Here is a 19,216-nt window from a genome sequence, read left to right on the forward strand (position 1 = left end):
TAATAATTATTCCCAAAAATGAAATGAGATGAGTGAGTATCTCCTATTGTTGATCGGCACAGTTCTGGTCAATAATTTTGTATTAGTAAAATTTCTTGGTCTCTGCCCTTTCATGGGAGTCTCCAGCAAGCTTGAGTCCGCCATAGGCATGTCAATGGCGACCACATTCGTGCTGACATTGGCCTCGGTATTAAGTTATCTGGTCAATCAATATCTGCTACTGCCGTTTGATCTCGATTACCTTAGAACCATGAGTTTCATTTTGGTTATCGCCGTAGTAGTGCAATTTACTGAAATGTTAGTTCAGAAAACCAGTGCATCCCTCTATAGGGCACTCGGAATATATCTGCCATTGATCACCACAAACTGCGCCGTATTAGGTGTAGCGCTACTCAACATCAATGAAAAACATAATTTTATCCAGTCTGCCGTATATGGTTTTGGCGCCGCTGTCGGCTTCTCACTCGTACTCATCCTGTTTTCAGCCATGCGCGAGCGTCTCGCAGCTGCAGATGTGCCCTTACCCTTTAGAGGTGGAGCCATTGCAATGATAACCGCGGGCTTGATGTCGCTGGCATTTATGGGATTCACGGGGTTAGTTAAATAGTCATGTCTGGAATATTTATCGCAATAATCTTACTGACTGTCCTCGCACTATTTTTTGGTCTCTTGCTTGGTTTCGCAGCAGAAAAATTTAAAGTCGAAGGCGATCCTCTGGTGGACCAGCTTGAAGCCTTACTGCCTCAAACACAATGTGGCCAATGTGGTTACCCGGGTTGCCGTCCCTATGCTGAAGCCATAGCGAATGGAGACAAGATCAATAAATGTCCTCCCGGTGGCACCGCCACCATGGAAAAGCTGGCCGATATGGCTGGAGTTGATCCTGAGCCTCTGACTGCGACCGAGGAAGTACAGGTTAAAAAAATCGCATACATACGTGAAGATGAATGTATTGGCTGCACTAAATGCATTCAAGCCTGTCCTGTGGATGCCATTTTAGGCACAGGCAAGTTGATGCACACCGTCATAACAGATTACTGTACGGGTTGTGATCTGTGTGTTGAGCCCTGCCCTGTCGATTGCATTGACATGCTACCGGTCACACAAAATATCAAAAATTGGGATTGGAAGTTAAACGCTATCCCAGTGAAAACCATAGATGAGGATGTAAAGTGCTAACTTTATTCGAACAAATTGATAAAGGGACACTTTGGCGGTCAATTGGCGGTATTCATCCTCCAGAGAGAAAAAAGCTCTCTAACAGAACACCGATCAAAACCTTGCCCCTGGCTGATGAGTATCTAGTCCCCCTGCCTCAGGTCGGCGAATCTGCAGTATTGATAGTAAAACAAGGTGATTATGTCGCTAAAGGTGCTGTTCTCACCAAGGGCACGCATTTTGGCCATCTATCGGCACACGCACCGACTTCAGGCCATGTATCGTGCATTGAAACACGTCCGGGAAACCATGCCTCAGGATTAGCAGTATTGAGCTGCGTCATCAAGGCTGATGGGCTAGAGACTCATGATGGGAATATTCACCCAGCACTCTCTGCGGATGAAGTCGACCAGCTAACAGACAAACAACTGCTGACGAAAATACAGCAAGCGGGAATCGCTGGCCTTGGCGGCGCTGCATTTCCGACCCATATAAAACTCAGCCCAGCCAGTGATATTGAATTAGTCATCATCAATGGAATTGAATGTGAACCTTACATTACTTCAGATGACATGATCATGCGTGAAAAGAGCGATGAGATCCTCAATGGTATCGCCATCATTCATAGGTTACTGACTCCAAAACGCCTAATCATCGCCATTGAAGACAATAAACCAGAAGCCATTGAGGAGATGCAACATGCATTGAATCGAAGCTCGCTACCAAAAGATGGCGTCAGGATCACAAGTGTACCGACACTTTATCCTTCCGGAGGCGAGAAACAACTTATTCAGATTTTGACGGGGCAAGAGGTCCCATCTGGGGCAATTCCAGCTCAACTTGGCATCGTGGTGCAGAATGTTGCAACGGCTTATGCCATCAACGAGGCTATTCTGCGTAATTACCCTCTTATTGAGCGTGTAGTCACCGTCACTGGTGACAACACTCAGGAGCCAGGTAATTACTGGATCCCCATCGGCACCCCAATCTCTCATGTCTTGACCCAAACTCAATTCATAGGCAATGAACATGACAAGGTGATCATAGGTGGGCCTATGATGGGTTATGCCTTGCATAACGACAATGCCCCAACACTAAAGGGCTCTAATTGTATTCTGTTACCTGCTGGCGACGAACTCGCCCCCGAACAGAAAGAGCTCCCCTGTGTTCGTTGTGGTGAATGCGCTCACGTGTGTCCTGCCCAGCTCCTCCCCCAGCAGTTATTCTGGCATGCAAAGGCCCAAGAATACGATAAAGCCACTAGCTATAACTTGGCCGACTGCATCGAATGTGGTTGTTGTACTTACGTTTGTCCCAGTGAAATCCCTTTAGTTGAATACTATCGTATCGCTAAGTCTGCGATAAAAGCCGAAGCCGAAGAAAAGAAACAGGCGGAACTGGCTAAACAAAGATTCGATCTTCGAACCCAACGCCTCGAAGATGAAAAACGGGCAAGAGAAGAGAAACAAAAAGCCTCAGCGGCAAGACGCAAGTCAAACATGTCCTCATCGGATAAAGATGCTGTCGCCCTTGCAATGGCAAGAATTAAAGCGAAGAAAGAAGCGGCAAACGCAGAAGCTAACTCGACTGCAGCCCCTCAAGTCACAGACTCGACAAGCGGCTCAAGCACAGCAGCGGGGTCTGAAACACAGAGCAAACGCAAAGATATTTCCGCCGCGGTGGCCCGTGCCAAGGCTAAGAAGGCTGCACAAAAAGAAGCCGCGATCCAAGACGACAAGGCAAGCAACATAACAAGTTCAATGCCAGAAACTAACACTCCTGCTGACGAGCGGCAGGTAAAAATCGCCGCTGCCGTAGCGAGAGCCAAAGCCAAGAAAGCTGGCTTGAAACAAGACACAGCTGACTCTTCGGCAGGTATTAGCTCTGATGCAGCTAATATCAGTACCGTAAACACTCCTGTCGACGACAAGAAGGCTCGAATTGCAGCCACTGTGGCTAAAGCCAAGGCGAAGAAAGCTGCAGCGCAGCAAGGCGCTGATGAAGCCAATACCAGTCCAGTAAGTGCTCCAGTCGATGATATAAAGGCTCGAATAGCTACCACAGTGGCTAAAACCAAGGCGAAGAAGGCTGCAGCGCAGCAAAACTCTGATGAAGCCGATACCAGTCCAGTCAGTGCTCCTGTCGACGATAAGAAAGCCCGAATAGCTGCCACTGTAGCAAGAGCCAAGGCAAAGAAAGCTGCTTTACAGCAAAGTGCAGATGAAGCCGATACCAATGCAGTCAGTGCTCCTGTCGACGACAAGAAAGCTCGAATAGCAGCAACTATAGCAAGAGCCAAGGCCAAGAAGGCTGCAGCGCAGCAAGGCGCTGATGAAGCCGGTACCAGTCCAGTAAGTGCTCCAGTCGATGATAAGAAAGCTCGAATTGCTGCGACCATAGCTAAAGCCAAGGCGAAGAAAGCGGCCCTGAAAATCAGCACCGAAACAGAACATGATAAGGATTAATTGATGGCATTTAAGATTGCCTCTTCGCCTCATTTGAGTCGTCGATTCCAAACCAGTACCTTGATGCAAAGAGTGCTACTGTGCGCCTTACCTGGCGTAGCGGTGCAATGCTATTTTTTTGGCTGGGGCACCATCATTCAACTGCTGCTTGCCATCTCTGTCGCGCTGTTTTGTGAGGCTAGTGTATTAACGTTAAGAAAAAGGCCGGTATTAGCTACGTTAAAGGACAATAGCGCCTTACTCACCGCCCTCTTTATCGGCATAGCAGTTCCGCCGCTTGCTCCATGGTGGTTAACCGTCATGGGCGCGATGTTTGCTATCATCATAGTTAAACATCTCTATGGTGGACTTGGGCACAACATATTTAACCCAGCAATGGCGGCGTACGTCATGCTACTGATCTCCTTCCCCGTACAGATGACTAGCTGGGTAGCCCCAAGTGTCATTGCCAGCCAGCCTCTGGACATATTAGCCAGTTTACAGATGATATTTTTCGGCGGCACCCAAGCGGAAATCAGTGCTTACAAAATGGGCTTCGATGGCATTGCTATGGCCACCCCACTGGATACCTTGAAAACAGATCTCGCTATGGGATTAACCAGTACAGAAAGCCTGACTAAATCTATTTTTAGTGATGGCTATGGTGTTGGCTGGTTTTGGGTCAATATGGCTTATCTCGCCGGTGGACTGGCCATGATAAAGATGAAATTAATCCGCTGGCATATCAGTGTGGGACTCCTAGGAGCACTCTACGTCTGTGCAAGCATTGGGTTTATTCTAAATCCGGATACCCATGCAGGCCCCCTATTTCACCTGTTTTCCGGTGCAAGCATGCTGGCTGCTTTTTTCATTGCTACCGATCCGGTTACCGCTGCAACCAGTGTCAGGGGACGACTGTTATTTGGCGCCTTAATCGGTGTCTTAGTCTATATCATACGCACTTATGGTGGTTACCCGGATGCTTACGCCTTCGCCATTTTACTCGCCAACCTGTGTGCACCTTTCATCGATCACTATATGAAACCCAGAACTTATGGGCACAGATCCAGAAGCTAATACAGAGAATTACATATGAAGAAATCAATCTTAAAAAACGGCTTCTTGCTGGGACTATTCGCTCTGTTATGCACCGCTTTTGTGGCCGTAGTCAACTACCAAACTGTCGATAAAATTAAAGAACAACAGCAGCTCGAATTAAAACGCACCCTGCATCAACTGATACCGGACAGCATGCATGACAATGAACTGACCGAGTACTGTATCTTGATCCACGATGAGGAAGCTATGGGTATCGATATGCCGTTACCTTCTTATATCGCCACTAATCAATCGGTTCCCGTCGCCATCGCCATGGAAGCCATTGCCCCGGATGGGTACAATGGCAATATCAAGTTAATCATAGGTATCGACAGTAGCGGAAAAGTCCTCGGAGTCAGGACGCTTTCCCATGCGGAGACCCCTGGGCTCGGTGATAAAATTGACCTGAGAAAATCTGATTGGGTATTGAGTTTCAATCAAAAGAGGCTCCAATCTGACACAGATAAACGCTGGAAGGTTAAGAAAGATGGTGGTGATTTCGACCAATTTACCGGAGCAACAATTACCCCCAGAGCCTATGTTAAAGCCGTACGTAAGGCACTAATTTATTTTAATGCAAATAGTGAAACCTTACTCAAACGTCCTGCAAACTGTGAGGTTGATTACCGATGAATGGATCTAATATCGATACATCTGATGAGCCCGTACTGGATATCGCCGCGGATTCAAAACCCAGCGCGATGAGTGCCTATAAAGAGATTGCATTCCAAGGGTTATGGAAGAACAATCCAGGTCTGGTACAACTCTTAGGCCTGTGCCCTTTGCTGGCAGTAACAGCAACCTTAACCAATGCGTTAGGCTTAGGTCTGGCGACCATGTTGGTGTTGATTTGTTCTAATATTTTAGTCTCTTTAGTGAAAGATTTTGTCCCAAAAGAGATCCGTATTCCGGTGTTTGTGATGATAATTGCGGCCTTAGTGACCAGTGTTCAACTTCTCATCAACGCCTACGCCTATGGACTCTATTTGTCGCTGGGGATCTTCCTTCCCTTGATTGTGACCAACTGTGTGATTATCGGACGCGCCGAAGCATTTGCATCCCGTAATTCCCTCGCTAAATCTGCGTTTGATGGTTTTATGATGGGCTTAGGCTTCTTAGTGGTCTTAGCCATTTTAGGCGCCTGCAGAGAGATCCTTGGACAAGGCACACTGTTTGATGGCGCCGATCTCTTACTCGGTGATTGGGCGGCAGGGCTCACGATACATATCTGGCATTTTGAAACAAGTTTTCTCTTGGCTATGCTCCCACCTGGTGCCTTCATAGGCATGGGATTCTTGATCGCCCTTAAGAATGTTATCGATAAAATAATTGCAGACAAGCAGCCGGAAGTGACCGTACAAGGGCCAGTGAAGCGAGCAAGAATTACTAAAGTCAGCTAATGCTGCCAGCTATGCGCGAAATCGTGAACCTCATTTGATGCAAGTATAAGAAAACATATGAATAAAGATAAACGTCAGCGGATATTAGAGATCCTCAGAGAGAATAATCCTCATCCAGAGACTGAGCTGAATTTCTCCAGCCCGTTCGAATTACTGGTAGCCGTTACCCTTTCGGCACAAGCGACCGATGTCAGCGTCAACAAGGCAACCAATAAACTGTTTCCTGTCGCTAATACCCCAGAGGCCATCTATGCCTTAGGCGTAGACGGCCTAAAAACGTATATCAAGACTATTGGCTTATATAATAATAAAGCCGTTAATGTCATTAAAGCCTGTGGGATCTTAGTCGAGAAATATCACGGACAAGTCCCTGAAGACCGTGAGGCCCTGGAGTCTCTTCCCGGTGTGGGACGCAAAACGGCTAACGTGGTACTCAATACCGCCTTCGGCTGGCCTACTATAGCCATAGATACCCATATATTCAGAGTTGCAAACAGAACCAAGTTTGCAATGGGCAAAAACGTCGACCAGGTCGAGCAAAAAATGTTAAAGGTCGTCCCGGCAGAATTTATGGTCGATGTTCACCACTGGTTTATTCTTCACGGCAGATATACCTGCTTAGCCAGAAAGCCACGATGCGGAAGTTGCTTGATAGAAGACTTATGTGAGTTTAAAGAGAAGGTCTACCCTGAAGGTTAAACCACTCTGGTTAACCCTATTAATACTTATATTACAAACACTTAAAAAGCCGCTTAGCGGCTTTTTTTATGCTGAATAACACTTAAGGATAAGCGTTAAAACATAGCCAAAAAGAAGATAGATAAAAATATGCCGATAATTGCACTCAAACCAAATGCCATTTTTAATTCAGTATTCATTCACTTTCCTATTCAGTGTCAGTATAAATCATAACTAGATGGCACATTATCTTAAGAAATGACTTAAATTCACACCATAAAAGCATCAGAGTGTGATCTACACCTAGGTTATTCTCCTACAAACGTTATGAAATAAATGTGCCGAGGATTTTAGATTCAATGGGTTATAATCTTTAACAAGAACACTGCTATTGCTAATAATTAAACACTACCGAGGTTTTAATGTCTCAATTTTTACACACCATGATCCGTGTCGTCGATCTAGAAAAAAGTATTCACTTTTACACTCAAATTATGGGTATGAAGCTGCTGCGAAAGTCTGAGAACACCCAATATAGGTATACCCTTGCCTTCGTCGGTTTCGATGAAGAATCCACCGGAGCCGGCGTTATAGAGCTGACTCACAACTGGGATACGGATAGCTATGAGATGGGTAATGCCTTTGGACATTTAGCTATAGGTGAAGCAGACATCTATGGCCGTTGTAAGGCCATAGAAGCCGCTGGGGGAAACATAGTCAGAGCGCCTGGCCCAGTTGCGGGTGGCACTGCAGAGATTGCTTTTGTGGAAGATCCTGATGGCTACAAGATAGAACTCATCCAGATGAGCTCAGCCTCTAAGGGATTAGGCTAATCAGTTTTTTAAGGACATAAAAAAAGCGCCGAAAGGCGCTTTTTAACATACTATCTTCAAGTACTAGCTCAGCTCTATTTAGAACTTAAATGTCACACCAGCATAATACTGACGACCGATGGTATCGTATACTTCTGGAACCGTACCACCATCACTACCATTAGATACTCTAGATGGCTCTTCATCGGTGATATTCTTAACACCTGCACTCATCATCCAAGCATCATTGAAGTGATAAGTACCTGAAACATTATGATATAGAATAGCGTCTACCTTAGTACCCGCACCTAAGTCATCCATTTCACCGATATAACGGTTGAAGTACATTAGCGTCCAATCATCTTGGCCCGCTTTGATGCTAAAGTTATTACGCACTTGGGCATAGGCACCGAAGTTACCATCGATGGTATTAGTGTAATCTATACCATCTTGCTCAAAATTCAGCAGGTAAGTGGTATCGTTACTGATGGTCCAATCTAGACTTAGTGCTTCAAAATTATACGCTAAGTTGAAATCTATACCACTAGTGTCCTGATAACCAACATTAGTTAATGGGTTAGTAAAGTTTTCTAGATTTCCATCAGGCGTAATATTGAAAGTTTCACAAGCCGTGGTATCTCCCTCAAAACAGTTAGTCAAACCAGCTTGAGCGTCGAGACGTACGATGGCATTCTGAACCTTAAAGCGCCAGTAATCTAAAGTTAGTGACATACCATCTATATAGCTTGGCGAGTAAACTAAACCAGCTGTATATGATTCAGACTCTTCCGGCTTTAAATCTTCATCAGATGTGTAATTAACCAAGATTTGCGGATCTTGCTCATTATCCCATGGGTCAGTAAGATAATCATATGAGCCAGTATTACCGCCGTATAATTCATTTACATTTGGTGCGCGGAAACCTGTCGCCGCTACAGTACGAAGCATCAAATCATCAGTAGCTTCATAAGTGAAACCAATTTTCCAAGTGGCTGCACTACCAAATGTCGAATAATCATCATAACGTAATGCGAATTCACCGGTTAACTTATCGGTGAATGGCACACTGACTTCCTGGAAGACAGAGAACACATTATAACTACCATCAGTGGGATCTTGCTGAGCAGCTGTACTATCACCTGCTACAACCACAGGATCAGGATTGTAATAACCACTCTCATAACGATATTCTGCACCGATTGCAAAACCAACAGCACCAGCATCAAGTTCCATCAGTTCACCGTTAAGGCCAGCTGATAACACATGCTGTTCATTACCACCATCAGTTTCTTCTAAGTAGCTGATATCGTCTACAATACCTTGAGATAATGGGTCACCACTAAACCATGCATCTTGGTTTGCGTAAATTGACTGTTTCATGTTCGTTGCATTAATGGAGTTAGCAACAGATGTATTAGCCTTGTTGTTACCATATGTATACGAAACATCCCAATCCATACCTGTGTTAATATCTAGTGAACCAGCTAGGCCTGCAGATATACGATAGGTATCGGTATCTTGAGAGTAAATGCGTGGGCCAACATCATTCGTACGTCTACGATAGTTAACACGACCAGTCTTATCTGCTTCAATATCACCATCTATCATCGATTGATCGAGAGTGATACATGGAGCTGAAGGATCTATATTTGCATCACCACAAACATTTAACATAACGTCTGCTGGTTGTGGTGCTAATTGTTGACTCGATTTACGCTTGGTATATAAAAAGTCACCAGTTAAAACAACATCGCTTCCAAGTTCTTGCGTCATGTTAGCAAAAAGACTGTAACGCTCACTGGGTGTTTGGTACCAACTGTCTTGGGTATAATCATAACCTTCTGTACGGTCTACCCAATTACCATTCTCGTCTTGTACCTTACCGCCCAATGAGCCAGTAGGAATGAATGAACTGGAACCTGGATCTGTCCAATCACGATCTGATTGAACCACGCCTTCACGCTTCGAGAAAGCAGCACCAAAAGTATAGTTACCTGTATCTGTGTTGAAGCCGTAAAGTGCACTTACTTCACCATTTTCACCGTCACTTTTGTCTGTAACACCACCCGTCACATCGACCTGAAAGCCTTCGAAGTCTTTCTTAGTGATGATATTGACTACGCCTGCAATGGCATCTGAGCCATATACAGCTGATGCACCATCTTTTAGGATCTCAATACGCGCTATCAAAGCAACAGGAATTGAGTTCAAATCTACCGCACTATCAGCACCAGACCCCGAGTTAACCATGCGACGTCCGTTCAAGAGTACAAGCGTGCGCTCCGCACCCATACCGCGTAAATCAACCTGTGCAGCGCCGTCTGCACCATTGTTGGTGCTTGAGCCTATTGCTGCACCGGCCATAGATGTTTGTGCTTGTAGGATTTCATCTACTGAAGTGAAGCCTTCTGCACGTATAGACGCAGCATCTATCACTGTGATTGGCGATGCTGATTCCATATCTTGACGCTGAATACGGGAGCCTGTTACTGAAATCCGCTCTACCTTGGCTGTTTCTTCTTGTGCGAATGCGGTGTTTGATACTGTGAATGCAGTAGTTGAAACCGATGCGATTAACCCAAGCTTGATAGCTTGCGATAACTTACTACTTGAATGCAGCGATGTTCTTATCATTAAGATTTACTCCCTAACTTATGATTACTTTCTCGTTATTTGTTTTTATTCTGCGCCAATTATTTTTGTTTATTTACCGATTTGTTTCACTTTGTTAATCGATATTAACGGCGTTGAAATTGAAACTATAGTTTCACCATAAGTCAGTCAATCACCAAATTAATTAACCCTTGATGCTGAAAGGTTAAAATAAAGATAACTAACAGTGATAATAACGAGGTTTTATAAAGTGAAATGAAAGAGACATGTTATCAAACAGCATAAAAAACTCAGATAACACTAACAAGGCAGAGATTCCACCTGGCCGGAAGTTAACAAGTTCACAACCTACGGAATAACCGAAAGTGTGATGTGCGTCACACTTTTTACCGCTAGCTGATATATCGAATGGCATTCGGTAATGGTTTTTTGGCTAAGGTCAACTTGGTAGGCATATGTTTGTCTTAATTGTCAGCTTAGGTTCAGGCTGACTCTCGACCATTAAATAACATTTAAATTATTATTAACACGGAACAAAATCACAACAAGATACAACTTGTTACCTCTGTAACCACAATAATCTTCTGCGATGACCATACAGCACAGCTAATAACATTTGGTGTTTTATAAACTCAAATTACGTTTAACAATAAGGAGAATAAATAATTTTAAATACGTAAAAGGAATGGTTTTCCACTCTTATCTATTCAGTTTTATTTACGCTATTGATAATTTACTTCGACCATATAACTTATTTTGTATTGACCAAGTGCTAGAGACTTGAGAAGGGTTAACTCCCCACCGATGGAGACATCAAGCACGCCATCTTGAATGAGATACATATCTGACTGAGTACCATTAGACAGTAAAGGGATAAAACTTATGCCATCAGCGCTCACCGTAGACACTCGCATCATTATGCTCTCATCTATCCCCCCAGTTATTCTTATCACGCCACTTCCCCATTCCGACTCCACACAAGCATCACCGGACCTTAGATTAGAAGCCACTCGACATCGAGCCGACTCCAGGTTAGAAATATGGCCTAAATTAATCGTTTGTGTTTCGGCTATCTGCAATGGAACAACAAGGTTGAAGCTTGTCTGACCAATGATTGATGCGAGAAGAAAAGTCGTTAACATAGAAAACCAGCAAGGTTAAGTCTGATTTTATTATAGGAAGTAAATGTTTTTACCGCTGTGAAACAGCTCAAAAAAACCATCTTGTTCTGCCAAGCACTTAGATAGTATGCCAATGGTTACTAATCTAGTGTTATTTTCTCTAACTCAAGATAATCACCAGGTTTCAGAATCAGCTCAAGCGTTAGCTTATCTTCGATAAAGATTTGATATCGGCCCGGTATCACACGATCAAATATAAAGACACCATCATATTCAACTCTGGTCTTGTATTCGAGATTCAGTGCTTCGTTTCTTAGTGTGACTAACATGCCCATCGCAGGTAGGAGCTTGCTACCCACTCGGCTCACCACGTTACCCTCGAGCTCTGCAGTGTATAAGACGGGATACAAGATCTCTTGAATATTACCAGGGTGTGGATTCACAGTGATAGCTATCGTCGAGGGCACAAGAAAAGGATCCGAGAGGCTCGACTCTTTGAGTAACAGGCGCTGGGGCCTTGTCGTTTGTAGATGAGTTATCAGCAACTCACCTTTGTGATCTGTAGTATTGTCTGACTGACTATGGCCTGAAAAGCTCAAACCACTTACGGCGAGTTCGTTATCATCAAACACACCATCAGCATTATCATCCTGAAATGCGATGATTTTAACGGCGCCAGTGTTGAGATGGCTTAGTCTATCTAATAGCCAAAGGTTAGTTTCCGGCTGCCATAGAAGTGAGCTATTCCACCTTAATTGCGCAAACCAGTCACCATCAGAATGATTGTCTATGACCAAACGTAATGCACTATGATCAAATAGATAGGCAATAGAGTTACGTACGCTAAAAGGATCATCATTTTGTGGGTGATAGTTCAATTCTACCTGGTAATTAAGCCTTTCACTTATCGATGAATTTGCATTTAAGACCCACTGATTGACTTCGAGCTCTGGAGCGACAGCCAGGTCGAGATAGCTTCTTAAATACCAATCATGTACTCGTCCCGAAGCCGCAATTCGATTATAGATCCTGTTTTCATAGAGAGAGGATTGCCATCTGAGCTCATTGCTATAGGAAAGCCGATGATATTGACCCGAGAGCATGGCATTAAATTGCAGAAAATCACTGCCCAACGTATGTTCTTTCCAGTTACCGGATAATGACCAACTAAGATCTGACATCGCAAAGCTGCCGTTTAAATTTAGCTGTGCCTGTTGCTTGAGCCTGTCATCCAGGTTTTCCCAACTCGAAAAGTCATCGAAGAACTCCCAATCAGCTAACCAGTCAATGTCTCCGCCACTTCCCTGAACAATGACTCCAGTGGCAAAGCCATCACCAGTATCGGCATAATTAAGCTGGAGAAGATTTTTTCCTCCTAAAAAATTAATACTGACTTTAGGAATTGTTAACCAGTCATCTTCTGCAATCTCCTGTTTAACAATCGAGACGCCTGTCGTAAGGCGATCAGTTACGGCCCAATTTACATTTAAGTAATGTTGCTGCAGGTCATCTTGCTCTCTCAGCATGGATCCGTAACTAAAACCTAAGCTTCCCTTGTCTAATACTGAACTATCCAACATCTTGCTAAAAGATTCGGTTCTCGTCTCACCATTAGGGCCGAAGAATCGTAATTGATATTGATTGAGACCCATATAGTAAGGAACCTGAGTAAATCGATAATTGGCATTTGAACCGACTCTCTGTATTGAAATCAAACTATTGTTTCGGTAAAGCTCGACATCCCAATCAGGCTCGACCTCTCCCTCGACCGTGATATAACGAAAATCGTCGGTAAAGCCTTCACCAGCAGTGACTCTAACACCGACTCCTGCGCTTGATTCAGATATCAGCGGCATAGAATGAGACTCTATGCTACCAATACGATAATGTTTAACCCAAGAATCGGCTAACGTCTTCTCAATATAGGCATTGATCACTTCATCAGTTTCAGACCAGGAATAACCGACATAGACATTATGCCCGCCGATATCGGTTCGGGCTTGAATAAACCCTTCAACCTGTGACTTTTTAATATCGAGTTTCTGTTGGGAAACAATACCGAGATCCAAGCTCATGGCAAGATCCCCTATCATGGCATCTTCTCTTTTGATCTCTTTAATCTTTAACTTATTATTTTGTTCCTGCTGTGCGGTAAAAAGCTCATATCTTCTCTTTCTCTCTTGTAGCTGTGAAAGAGGGATAGTGGCAGATTCAAGGATAGAGAAACCTTGTCTTGAGGGCTCAAATACTATTTTTAGTCCAAACATCTGCTCGATGACTCTGCTCTCTACATAGAGATCCCAGTCGTCATAAAACACTCTGGTATTTTTTATACTGCAGTCATTGCCATTCCCCCAAAACATCATCAAGTTGTTACTTACATCGATAGTTTTCTCGGGAGATAGATACCAACCACTAAGGCTTCTTGTATCAGCATCGAATTGAACGGGAAGCATGAGTAATTCGGCGAGAAGTTGCATAGGAAGGTACTGTTTGCCCTCCTCTTGATAAGCAAACAACTCATCACTCATGATCAACTTGCCATATTTAAGCTGACTGATAATGAAGAGATCTTGCGAGGCTAAAGATTCCTGGTATGGAATCGACAGAGGCTGACCACAGCTTATCGAGTTACCAGCCCAAGTCGATATCGACTGCTGCTTAGCCAAGCGCAAAGTATCTTGTATTTCTGCCTGTTCTACATGTCTGTTACTCTTATCAATAACACTTTTTTGACTAGGGACTGATTTAACAATGACTTCACCCTGAATAACTCTGGTTTGAGTCGCTTGTTCCTCACTGTTATATCTTGGCTGTTTTTTAGACAGGTTTTGAGGATAAACCTGAACGGACTCTACTGGGATAACTTGGGATTGGCTGAACGTGAGCTTTTCAGCAATATTTAACTCTGATTCACTGCCGTTAACAGAAGCGCTTGTGTCTGGACGATAATCATTAGGATATAATTGATTCTCGCCTGCTACAATTTCCTCTGTTCTATTCGAGGTTATACTGCTCGGCGCTTCATCGAAGGAAAGTTTGTGACTAGTTACATCATCCACAAGGCTGAATGTAAGCTTGATACACAACAGATAACCAAGCAATAGCAAGATGGAAAACAAAAAAAACATCGACCATAAAAAACCATGTTTTTTCAGTTTATGATCTGTTCGGCTTGACGGATTCATATCGAGGCGTATTTATCGTCACTATATAACGATACGTTTTTCGACGATTTGTGCATCCTTAAGAGTCTTACTTTCCGTATAGCGAACGATAACTTCAGTGCCCTCCTTAAGCTCTCTGGATAAGGTTACCAGGAAACTTCTCTTACTAAGTTCAGTGTAGATAGCCGCATTTTTTACACTTCCCACACTTTCGAGATGAACCAGCCCCTCTGTGATATTTTCGACAAATAATTCAATATCCCCATAGGTACTGCGTTGTCCCTGACGAATGAGAGTGACATTAAGGCTAGTTTGAGCTTTCTCATCAGTCACTTCATCTATCATCACCTCCCCATTGAGCTCGCCGACTCTTAAGATGACAGGAATTGAGATCCGCATATAAGCTGTAACCGAAAGGCTAAAGGTATCAGCGTTATCATTACTGGCTTTACTTGCAATGACGGGGGTGAGCGGGATTTGATGAAAAACGATGTAGCTACGATACTCGGCGACTGGGGTATTTTTAGGCAATCTAACCGCCATCCTAACACGAGTCCCCTGCTCTGGTTCTAGGGTCACTCGTCTTGGTGAATATCGAACATACTGAGATAATACGGCTTTATCATCGACAATCGAACGATAACCACCTTCGGCCAATTGCACCTTATCCTCAAAATAGATGTTGTAGCGAGCCGTACTCGAGCCTTTATTTACCAGGGAAAATACACTACTTCGCTGACTGGTATCATCCAATTCTGCACGGGTTGGTGTAACCAGTAGATTTGCATCTAGATTAAAACTGCAAAATAAGGCTGCAATGCAGCCTATTAAATATTTATTCATAACATCGCCCAGCTAAATTATATGAAACACTTATGCAGTGATTCAAGCTTATTTTTGGTTAGCTTACTACGAGCAAAACTGCGCCCTTATCCCTACCCAGAGTAAAGACCACAATCTGGATACTTTGAATAAGGGCAGTCAATCTTAATAGATCACATCTACCGTATAGCTTAAAGCATGTGCACCAGCACTAGCAGACGCTGCAACGACTGCAAGTGTACCGCCAACTTTTAAGCTTGCCGTGTTAGCAGCAACTGTCACCGTTGAACTAGCAATCGTAGGCGTAAAAGTCACACCCGCTACCGAAGTATCGGCTCCAGAAAGCGTAATGTTCACGATTCCGTTTGCCGCTGTAATGATGAAATCACCAGAGACCGCAGTTGCACCGCCAGCGATACAGTTAGCACCCGTTGTGGCGTTGGCATAATCCAGGGCACAGGTTCCATCGATGGATATGTCAATATCACCAAATTCCATTGCAGTGGCTTCTGTCACTGTGATTGGGTAAACCAAGTTAAAATTAGCAGTGCCAGTTGTTTGAGTGGCGCCAGCTTGGCTAGACAGTAGCAATGTTGAGGCGATCAGGGTCGATAGGAGTAATTCATTCTTCATAATGGCTTTCCAAAGTGTTCTTCTAGTTATTTTGTTCTCTTATGCTAATGAATATCCTTTGTGCTCTATTTTTCTACTTTACTTCTTCCATGATTCACATAAGTCGATGTTTAAAAGGCACTTTGGTAGTGCCTTGTTATTAGGTTATCAAAACTGAAATATTTAGCAACACTTTATTTACATTTGACACGCATAATTAACCATGCAAAAATCATGGATTAACATATTGATTAAAATGAATATATTCACTTACTTTTTGTATGTTAATCAGTATAAGAATAGACTCTCAGTAATCAAAAACGACTTACCTATAATTAAAAATGTAAAAATTAACGCTTCGTGGATTGAAAGAAACCTAGGTGAGATTTTTGATATAACTTATATCTAACTAACTAAATTATGACTTTATTTATAATTTAAAATATAAGTTACACCGAGTAACAATGACTCTTCGCTAAAGCAGCCTCATCAATAGCTGAATAAATTAAGAGATTAGTAATGCCCAACATCAAACAGCGATTAAAAACACACTTAGGTGGTCATTTAACAAACACATCTATTCAGCTAATGAAGAATATAGCGATGATAGGGCTTATTTTGCTATCTTTACCGGCACGTGCAACCATCACCATCACACAAATACAAGCGTTGAAGTACCCTTCTGTGATTAAAAATCTGACTAGGAGTACTACGGTAACGGTCAATTGGAAAGGGAGATTAGGCAATTCTACCAATGCGACTCTGCTTGATAATGATTACCACCAAGGACGCTATCTGGTGACCTCAGATACGAATTCACCTATCACAATTAATTTTTTTCAACTCGCAAATGAAACTAAGATCAATTTAAAAACCCTCAGAGTGAGATACAAAAATAAGACCTATAAGGGCTTGCCTGTGGCTGATTTAGACAATCCTGGGCTCAACGGCGAGTATGTAGACATAGGTGCAAAAGTGGTGGCGGGGAAAAATAGTACTGCGGGACAAAAATACCCGCAATACACCTTAACTATCGAAGAACAATGATAAGCATCATCACCCTCCGATATACCTAGCGGGGACAAGCTCAAGAGTTAGTTTTTCTCTGGCTGAATCATATTAAAGTGCTGATAGGCACGTTGAGTGGCAATGCGTCCACGGGGTGTTCTCTGAATAAAGCCTTGTTGAATAAGAAAAGGCTCCAGCACATCCTCTATGGTTTCCCGCTCCTCACCAATAGCAGCGGCCAAATTATCTAGGCCAACCGGACCGCCCATGAATTTATCTATGATCGCCAGCAAGAGTTTTCTGTCCATATAATCGAAACCTTCGACATCAACATCCAGCATATCTAAGGCGAGATCGGCAACTCGCTTATTGATCTCACCGTCATGTTTAACCTCAGCGTAATCTCTGACACGTCTCAATAAACGGTTAGCGATACGAGGCGTCCCGCGAGAGCGTCTCGCAATTTCCAGTGAACCTTCATCGTCGATAGGGAGGTCGAGTACTTTGGCCGAGCGAGTCACTATGGTGCTGAGATCTTTAACATTATAAAACTCGAGCCTCAGGGGAATACCAAATCTCGCCCGTAAGGGGGACGTTAACGCTCCCGCCCGTGTCGTTGCACCAATCAGGGTAAATGGTGGTAAATCGAGTTTAATCGACCGAGCCGCTGGCCCCTCACCTATCATGATATCCAGCTGATAGTCTTCCATCGCAGGATAAAGGATCTCTTCAACTACAGGACTGAGCCTATGGATCTCATCGATAAATAGCACGTCACCAGATTCAAGGTTGGTCAGAAGCGCCGCTAAATCACCCGCTTTTTCGAGCACAGGACCCGAGGTCGACTTGATATTAACGCCCATCTCATTGGCAACGATGAGAGCCAAGGTCGTTTTACCTAAACCTGGCGGGCCATAGATGAGCATATGATCCAGTGCTTCACCGCGATTCTGCGCCGCCTGAATAAACACCTTGAGTTGAGCGCGAGTCGCATCCTGTCCCGTGTACTCGTCGAGTAATTTAGGACGCATGGCTCTATCTATCTGCTCTTCATACACCTCAACACCTTGAGGCTCTGCATGAATTATACGATCGGCTTCTATCATTTATCTCTCTTTAAATTACATCTTATACAGGCATTATTACTACAGCATCGACTTGAGTGAAGATTTTATCAGTTCTTGAGAACTCATTCCGTCCTTATAGGCTGCTGATACAGACTTACTGGCCTGTGCAGGTTTATAGCCTAAGGCCAACAGGGCAGCAATTGCATCCTCTTCGGCGGTATTGACTATCTTTGCCGGCGTATAGTTGCTCTTAAGCATAAATTCCCGCTCGGAGCCCGCCGAGGCTTCCATCAGGCTCTTGAGCTTATCACGCATCTCTACCAGTAGCCGCTCGGCCGTCTTCTTCCCGACGCCCGGTAATTTGACTAAGGTGGCAATATCGTCCCGTTCGACACAGGCAACAAACTCGGCCGATGTCATACCAGACAAGATAGTTAATGCCAGCTTTGGCCCGACACCATTGGTTTTAATCAACAAACGAAACAGAGCCCGCTCCTGCTTAGTCATAAATCCATAGAGAAGTTGAGCATCTTCACGTACCACAAAGTGGGTGTAGACTATCGCTTCTTTATTGAGCTCAGGGAGTTCATAGAAACTGGTGAGGGGCATCTGGACTTCGTAACCTAAGCCACTCACTTCTATCAAAATCTCGGGGGCTTGCTTCTCAAGGAGCAAGCCTCGTAATCGACCTATCATCTATAACGTCCATATGTTCTTTTGCTTGCCACTCCGCCTAAAGCCAACAGACTTTGACTAGTATGAAAATGGCAAATGGCGACGCCCAATGCATCGGCGGCATCGGCTTGTGGTGAAGCCGATAGTTTAAGTATTTGCTGTACCATGTGCTGAACTTGTGATTTCTGCGCCTTACCTGTGCCTACCACGGCACTTTTTATCTGCGTCGCCGAATATTCGCCAACGGGGAGATCGGCATTGGTCGCGGCAACGATGGCAGCACCTCTGGCTTGGCCTAACTTAAGCGCCGAGTCAGCATTTTTAGCCATAAAAACACGCTCTATGGCAAATTCAGTCGGCTGGTACTGGCGTATTATTTCGGAGATACCATCAAAAATTTGTTTAAGGCGATAGGAAAAATCTTCTGAATTGGTACGAATACAGCCGCTTCCCAAGTAGATAGGGTGCCGACCGTTACGTTTGATCACCCCATAGCCTGTGATCCGTGAGCCAGGATCGATCCCGAGAATTATTGACATAG

General features: G+C 43.9%; 17 protein-coding genes. 9 read left to right on the top strand and 8 right to left on the bottom strand.

The annotated features are described in order from the left end of the window. Positions 1-28: 28 nt before the first annotated feature. From rsxA to gloA, 8 genes are all read left to right on the top strand, one after another. Positions 29-607: an electron transport complex subunit RsxA gene (rsxA, locus tag FS373_RS16370; protein ID WP_005501820.1), complete on the top strand. Its 579-nt coding sequence runs from the start codon at positions 29-31 to the stop codon at positions 605-607. Positions 608-609: 2 nt separating this feature from the next. Beyond that, positions 610-1,179 carry an electron transport complex subunit RsxB gene (gene rsxB / locus FS373_RS16375; RefSeq protein ID WP_144046706.1) on the top strand — a complete coding sequence of 190 codons (570 nt, stop codon included), beginning with the start codon at positions 610-612 and terminating at the stop codon, positions 1,177-1,179. Further along, positions 1,173-3,623 carry an electron transport complex subunit RsxC gene (gene rsxC / locus FS373_RS16380; RefSeq protein WP_322619517.1) on the top strand — a complete coding sequence of 817 codons (2,451 nt, stop codon included), beginning with the start codon at positions 1,173-1,175 and terminating at the stop codon, positions 3,621-3,623. The genes rsxB and rsxC overlap by 7 nt, the downstream gene beginning before the upstream one ends. A gap of 3 nt (positions 3,624-3,626) precedes the next feature. Beyond that, positions 3,627-4,679, top strand: coding sequence for an electron transport complex subunit RsxD (rsxD, locus tag FS373_RS16385; RefSeq protein WP_144046708.1), 1,053 nt, complete (start codon positions 3,627-3,629; stop codon positions 4,677-4,679). A gap of 15 nt (positions 4,680-4,694) precedes the next feature. Further along, entirely contained in the window at positions 4,695-5,333 is a 639-nt protein-coding gene (gene rsxG / locus FS373_RS16390; protein ID WP_152829884.1) for an electron transport complex subunit RsxG, read from the top strand. 68 nt (positions 5,334-5,401) lie between these two features. Next, entirely contained in the window at positions 5,402-6,100 is a 699-nt protein-coding gene (locus FS373_RS16395; RefSeq protein WP_144048980.1) for an electron transport complex subunit E, read from the top strand. A 57-nt stretch (positions 6,101-6,157) separates the two neighbouring features. Beyond that, on the top strand, positions 6,158-6,799 hold the full coding sequence (gene nth / locus FS373_RS16400; RefSeq protein ID WP_144046709.1) for an endonuclease III: 642 nt from the start codon (positions 6,158-6,160) through the stop codon (positions 6,797-6,799). A gap of 401 nt (positions 6,800-7,200) precedes the next feature. Next, positions 7,201-7,611, top strand: a complete 411-nt coding sequence (gene gloA / locus FS373_RS16405; RefSeq protein WP_152829885.1) for a lactoylglutathione lyase — start codon at positions 7,201-7,203, stop codon at positions 7,609-7,611. 78 nt (positions 7,612-7,689) lie between these two features. Here the strand turns inward: gloA and FS373_RS16410 are convergent, their stop codons facing one another. From FS373_RS16410 to FS373_RS16430, 5 genes are all read right to left on the bottom strand, one after another. Next, a complete protein-coding gene (locus tag FS373_RS16410) occupies positions 7,690-10,224 on the bottom strand; it encodes a TonB-dependent receptor plug domain-containing protein (protein ID WP_185976832.1) in 2,535 nt (844 codons plus the stop codon). A 701-nt stretch (positions 10,225-10,925) separates the two neighbouring features. Continuing rightward, on the bottom strand, positions 10,926-11,345 hold the full coding sequence (locus FS373_RS16415; protein WP_144046710.1) for a hypothetical protein: 420 nt from the start codon (positions 11,343-11,345) through the stop codon (positions 10,926-10,928). Positions 11,346-11,464: 119 nt separating this feature from the next. Then, positions 11,465-14,455 (bottom strand): carboxypeptidase regulatory-like domain-containing protein, encoded by a 2,991-nt coding sequence (locus FS373_RS16420; protein ID WP_227992877.1) that lies wholly within the window; start codon positions 14,453-14,455, stop codon positions 11,465-11,467. 78 nt (positions 14,456-14,533) lie between these two features. Continuing rightward, entirely contained in the window at positions 14,534-15,334 is an 801-nt protein-coding gene (locus tag FS373_RS16425) for a hypothetical protein (RefSeq protein WP_144046712.1), read from the bottom strand. Between the two features lie 144 nt (positions 15,335-15,478). Further along, a complete protein-coding gene (locus FS373_RS16430; RefSeq protein ID WP_152829887.1) occupies positions 15,479-15,946 on the bottom strand; it encodes a hypothetical protein in 468 nt (155 codons plus the stop codon). A gap of 498 nt (positions 15,947-16,444) precedes the next feature. Between FS373_RS16430 and FS373_RS16435 the strand changes: the two genes are divergently transcribed. Continuing rightward, on the top strand, positions 16,445-16,972 hold the full coding sequence (locus FS373_RS16435) for a DUF4402 domain-containing protein (protein WP_194165867.1): 528 nt from the start codon (positions 16,445-16,447) through the stop codon (positions 16,970-16,972). A gap of 47 nt (positions 16,973-17,019) precedes the next feature. Here the strand turns inward: FS373_RS16435 and ruvB are convergent, their stop codons facing one another. From ruvB to ruvC, 3 genes are read right to left on the bottom strand one after another with little or no spacing between them, the layout of a single operon-like run. After that, positions 17,020-18,039, bottom strand: coding sequence for a Holliday junction branch migration DNA helicase RuvB (gene ruvB / locus FS373_RS16440; RefSeq protein ID WP_144046714.1), 1,020 nt, complete (start codon positions 18,037-18,039; stop codon positions 17,020-17,022). A 39-nt stretch (positions 18,040-18,078) separates the two neighbouring features. Next, entirely contained in the window at positions 18,079-18,696 is a 618-nt protein-coding gene (ruvA, locus tag FS373_RS16445) for a Holliday junction branch migration protein RuvA (RefSeq protein WP_144046715.1), read from the bottom strand. Further along, complete coding sequence (ruvC, locus tag FS373_RS16450) at positions 18,693-19,214, bottom strand: crossover junction endodeoxyribonuclease RuvC (RefSeq protein ID WP_144046716.1); 522 nt, start codon at positions 19,212-19,214, stop codon at positions 18,693-18,695. The genes ruvA and ruvC overlap by 4 nt, the downstream gene beginning before the upstream one ends. Positions 19,215-19,216 lie beyond the last annotated feature (2 nt).

The organism is Shewanella sp. YLB-07 (genome assembly GCF_009377275.1).

Excerpts from the sequence above, each read along its gene's own strand:
- rsxA (WP_005501820.1), top strand. The coding sequence starts at position 29 with ATGAGTGAGTATCTCCTATTGTTGATCGGCACAGTTCTGGTCAATAAT.
- rsxB (WP_144046706.1), top strand. The coding sequence starts at position 610 with ATGTCTGGAATATTTATCGCAATAATCTTACTGACTGTCCTCGCACTA.
- rsxD (WP_144046708.1), top strand. The coding sequence starts at position 3,627 with ATGGCATTTAAGATTGCCTCTTCGCCTCATTTGAGTCGTCGATTCCAA.
- rsxG (WP_152829884.1), top strand. The coding sequence starts at position 4,695 with ATGAAGAAATCAATCTTAAAAAACGGCTTCTTGCTGGGACTATTCGCT.
- FS373_RS16395 (WP_144048980.1), top strand. The coding sequence starts at position 5,402 with ATGAGTGCCTATAAAGAGATTGCATTCCAAGGGTTATGGAAGAACAAT.
- nth (WP_144046709.1), top strand. The coding sequence starts at position 6,158 with ATGAATAAAGATAAACGTCAGCGGATATTAGAGATCCTCAGAGAGAAT.
- gloA (WP_152829885.1), top strand. The coding sequence starts at position 7,201 with ATGTCTCAATTTTTACACACCATGATCCGTGTCGTCGATCTAGAAAAA.
- FS373_RS16410 (WP_185976832.1), bottom strand. The coding sequence starts at position 10,224 with ATGATAAGAACATCGCTGCATTCAAGTAGTAAGTTATCGCAAGCTATC.
- FS373_RS16415 (WP_144046710.1), bottom strand. The coding sequence starts at position 11,345 with ATGTTAACGACTTTTCTTCTCGCATCAATCATTGGTCAGACAAGCTTC.
- FS373_RS16420 (WP_227992877.1), bottom strand. The coding sequence starts at position 14,455 with ATGTTTTTTTTGTTTTCCATCTTGCTATTGCTTGGTTATCTGTTGTGT.
- FS373_RS16425 (WP_144046712.1), bottom strand. The coding sequence starts at position 15,334 with ATGAATAAATATTTAATAGGCTGCATTGCAGCCTTATTTTGCAGTTTT.
- FS373_RS16430 (WP_152829887.1), bottom strand. The coding sequence starts at position 15,946 with ATGAAGAATGAATTACTCCTATCGACCCTGATCGCCTCAACATTGCTA.
- FS373_RS16435 (WP_194165867.1), top strand. The coding sequence starts at position 16,445 with ATGCCCAACATCAAACAGCGATTAAAAACACACTTAGGTGGTCATTTA.
- ruvB (WP_144046714.1), bottom strand. The coding sequence starts at position 18,039 with ATGATAGAAGCCGATCGTATAATTCATGCAGAGCCTCAAGGTGTTGAG.
- ruvA (WP_144046715.1), bottom strand. The coding sequence starts at position 18,696 with ATGATAGGTCGATTACGAGGCTTGCTCCTTGAGAAGCAAGCCCCCGAG.
- ruvC (WP_144046716.1), bottom strand. The coding sequence starts at position 19,214 with ATGTCAATAATTCTCGGGATCGATCCTGGCTCACGGATCACAGGCTAT.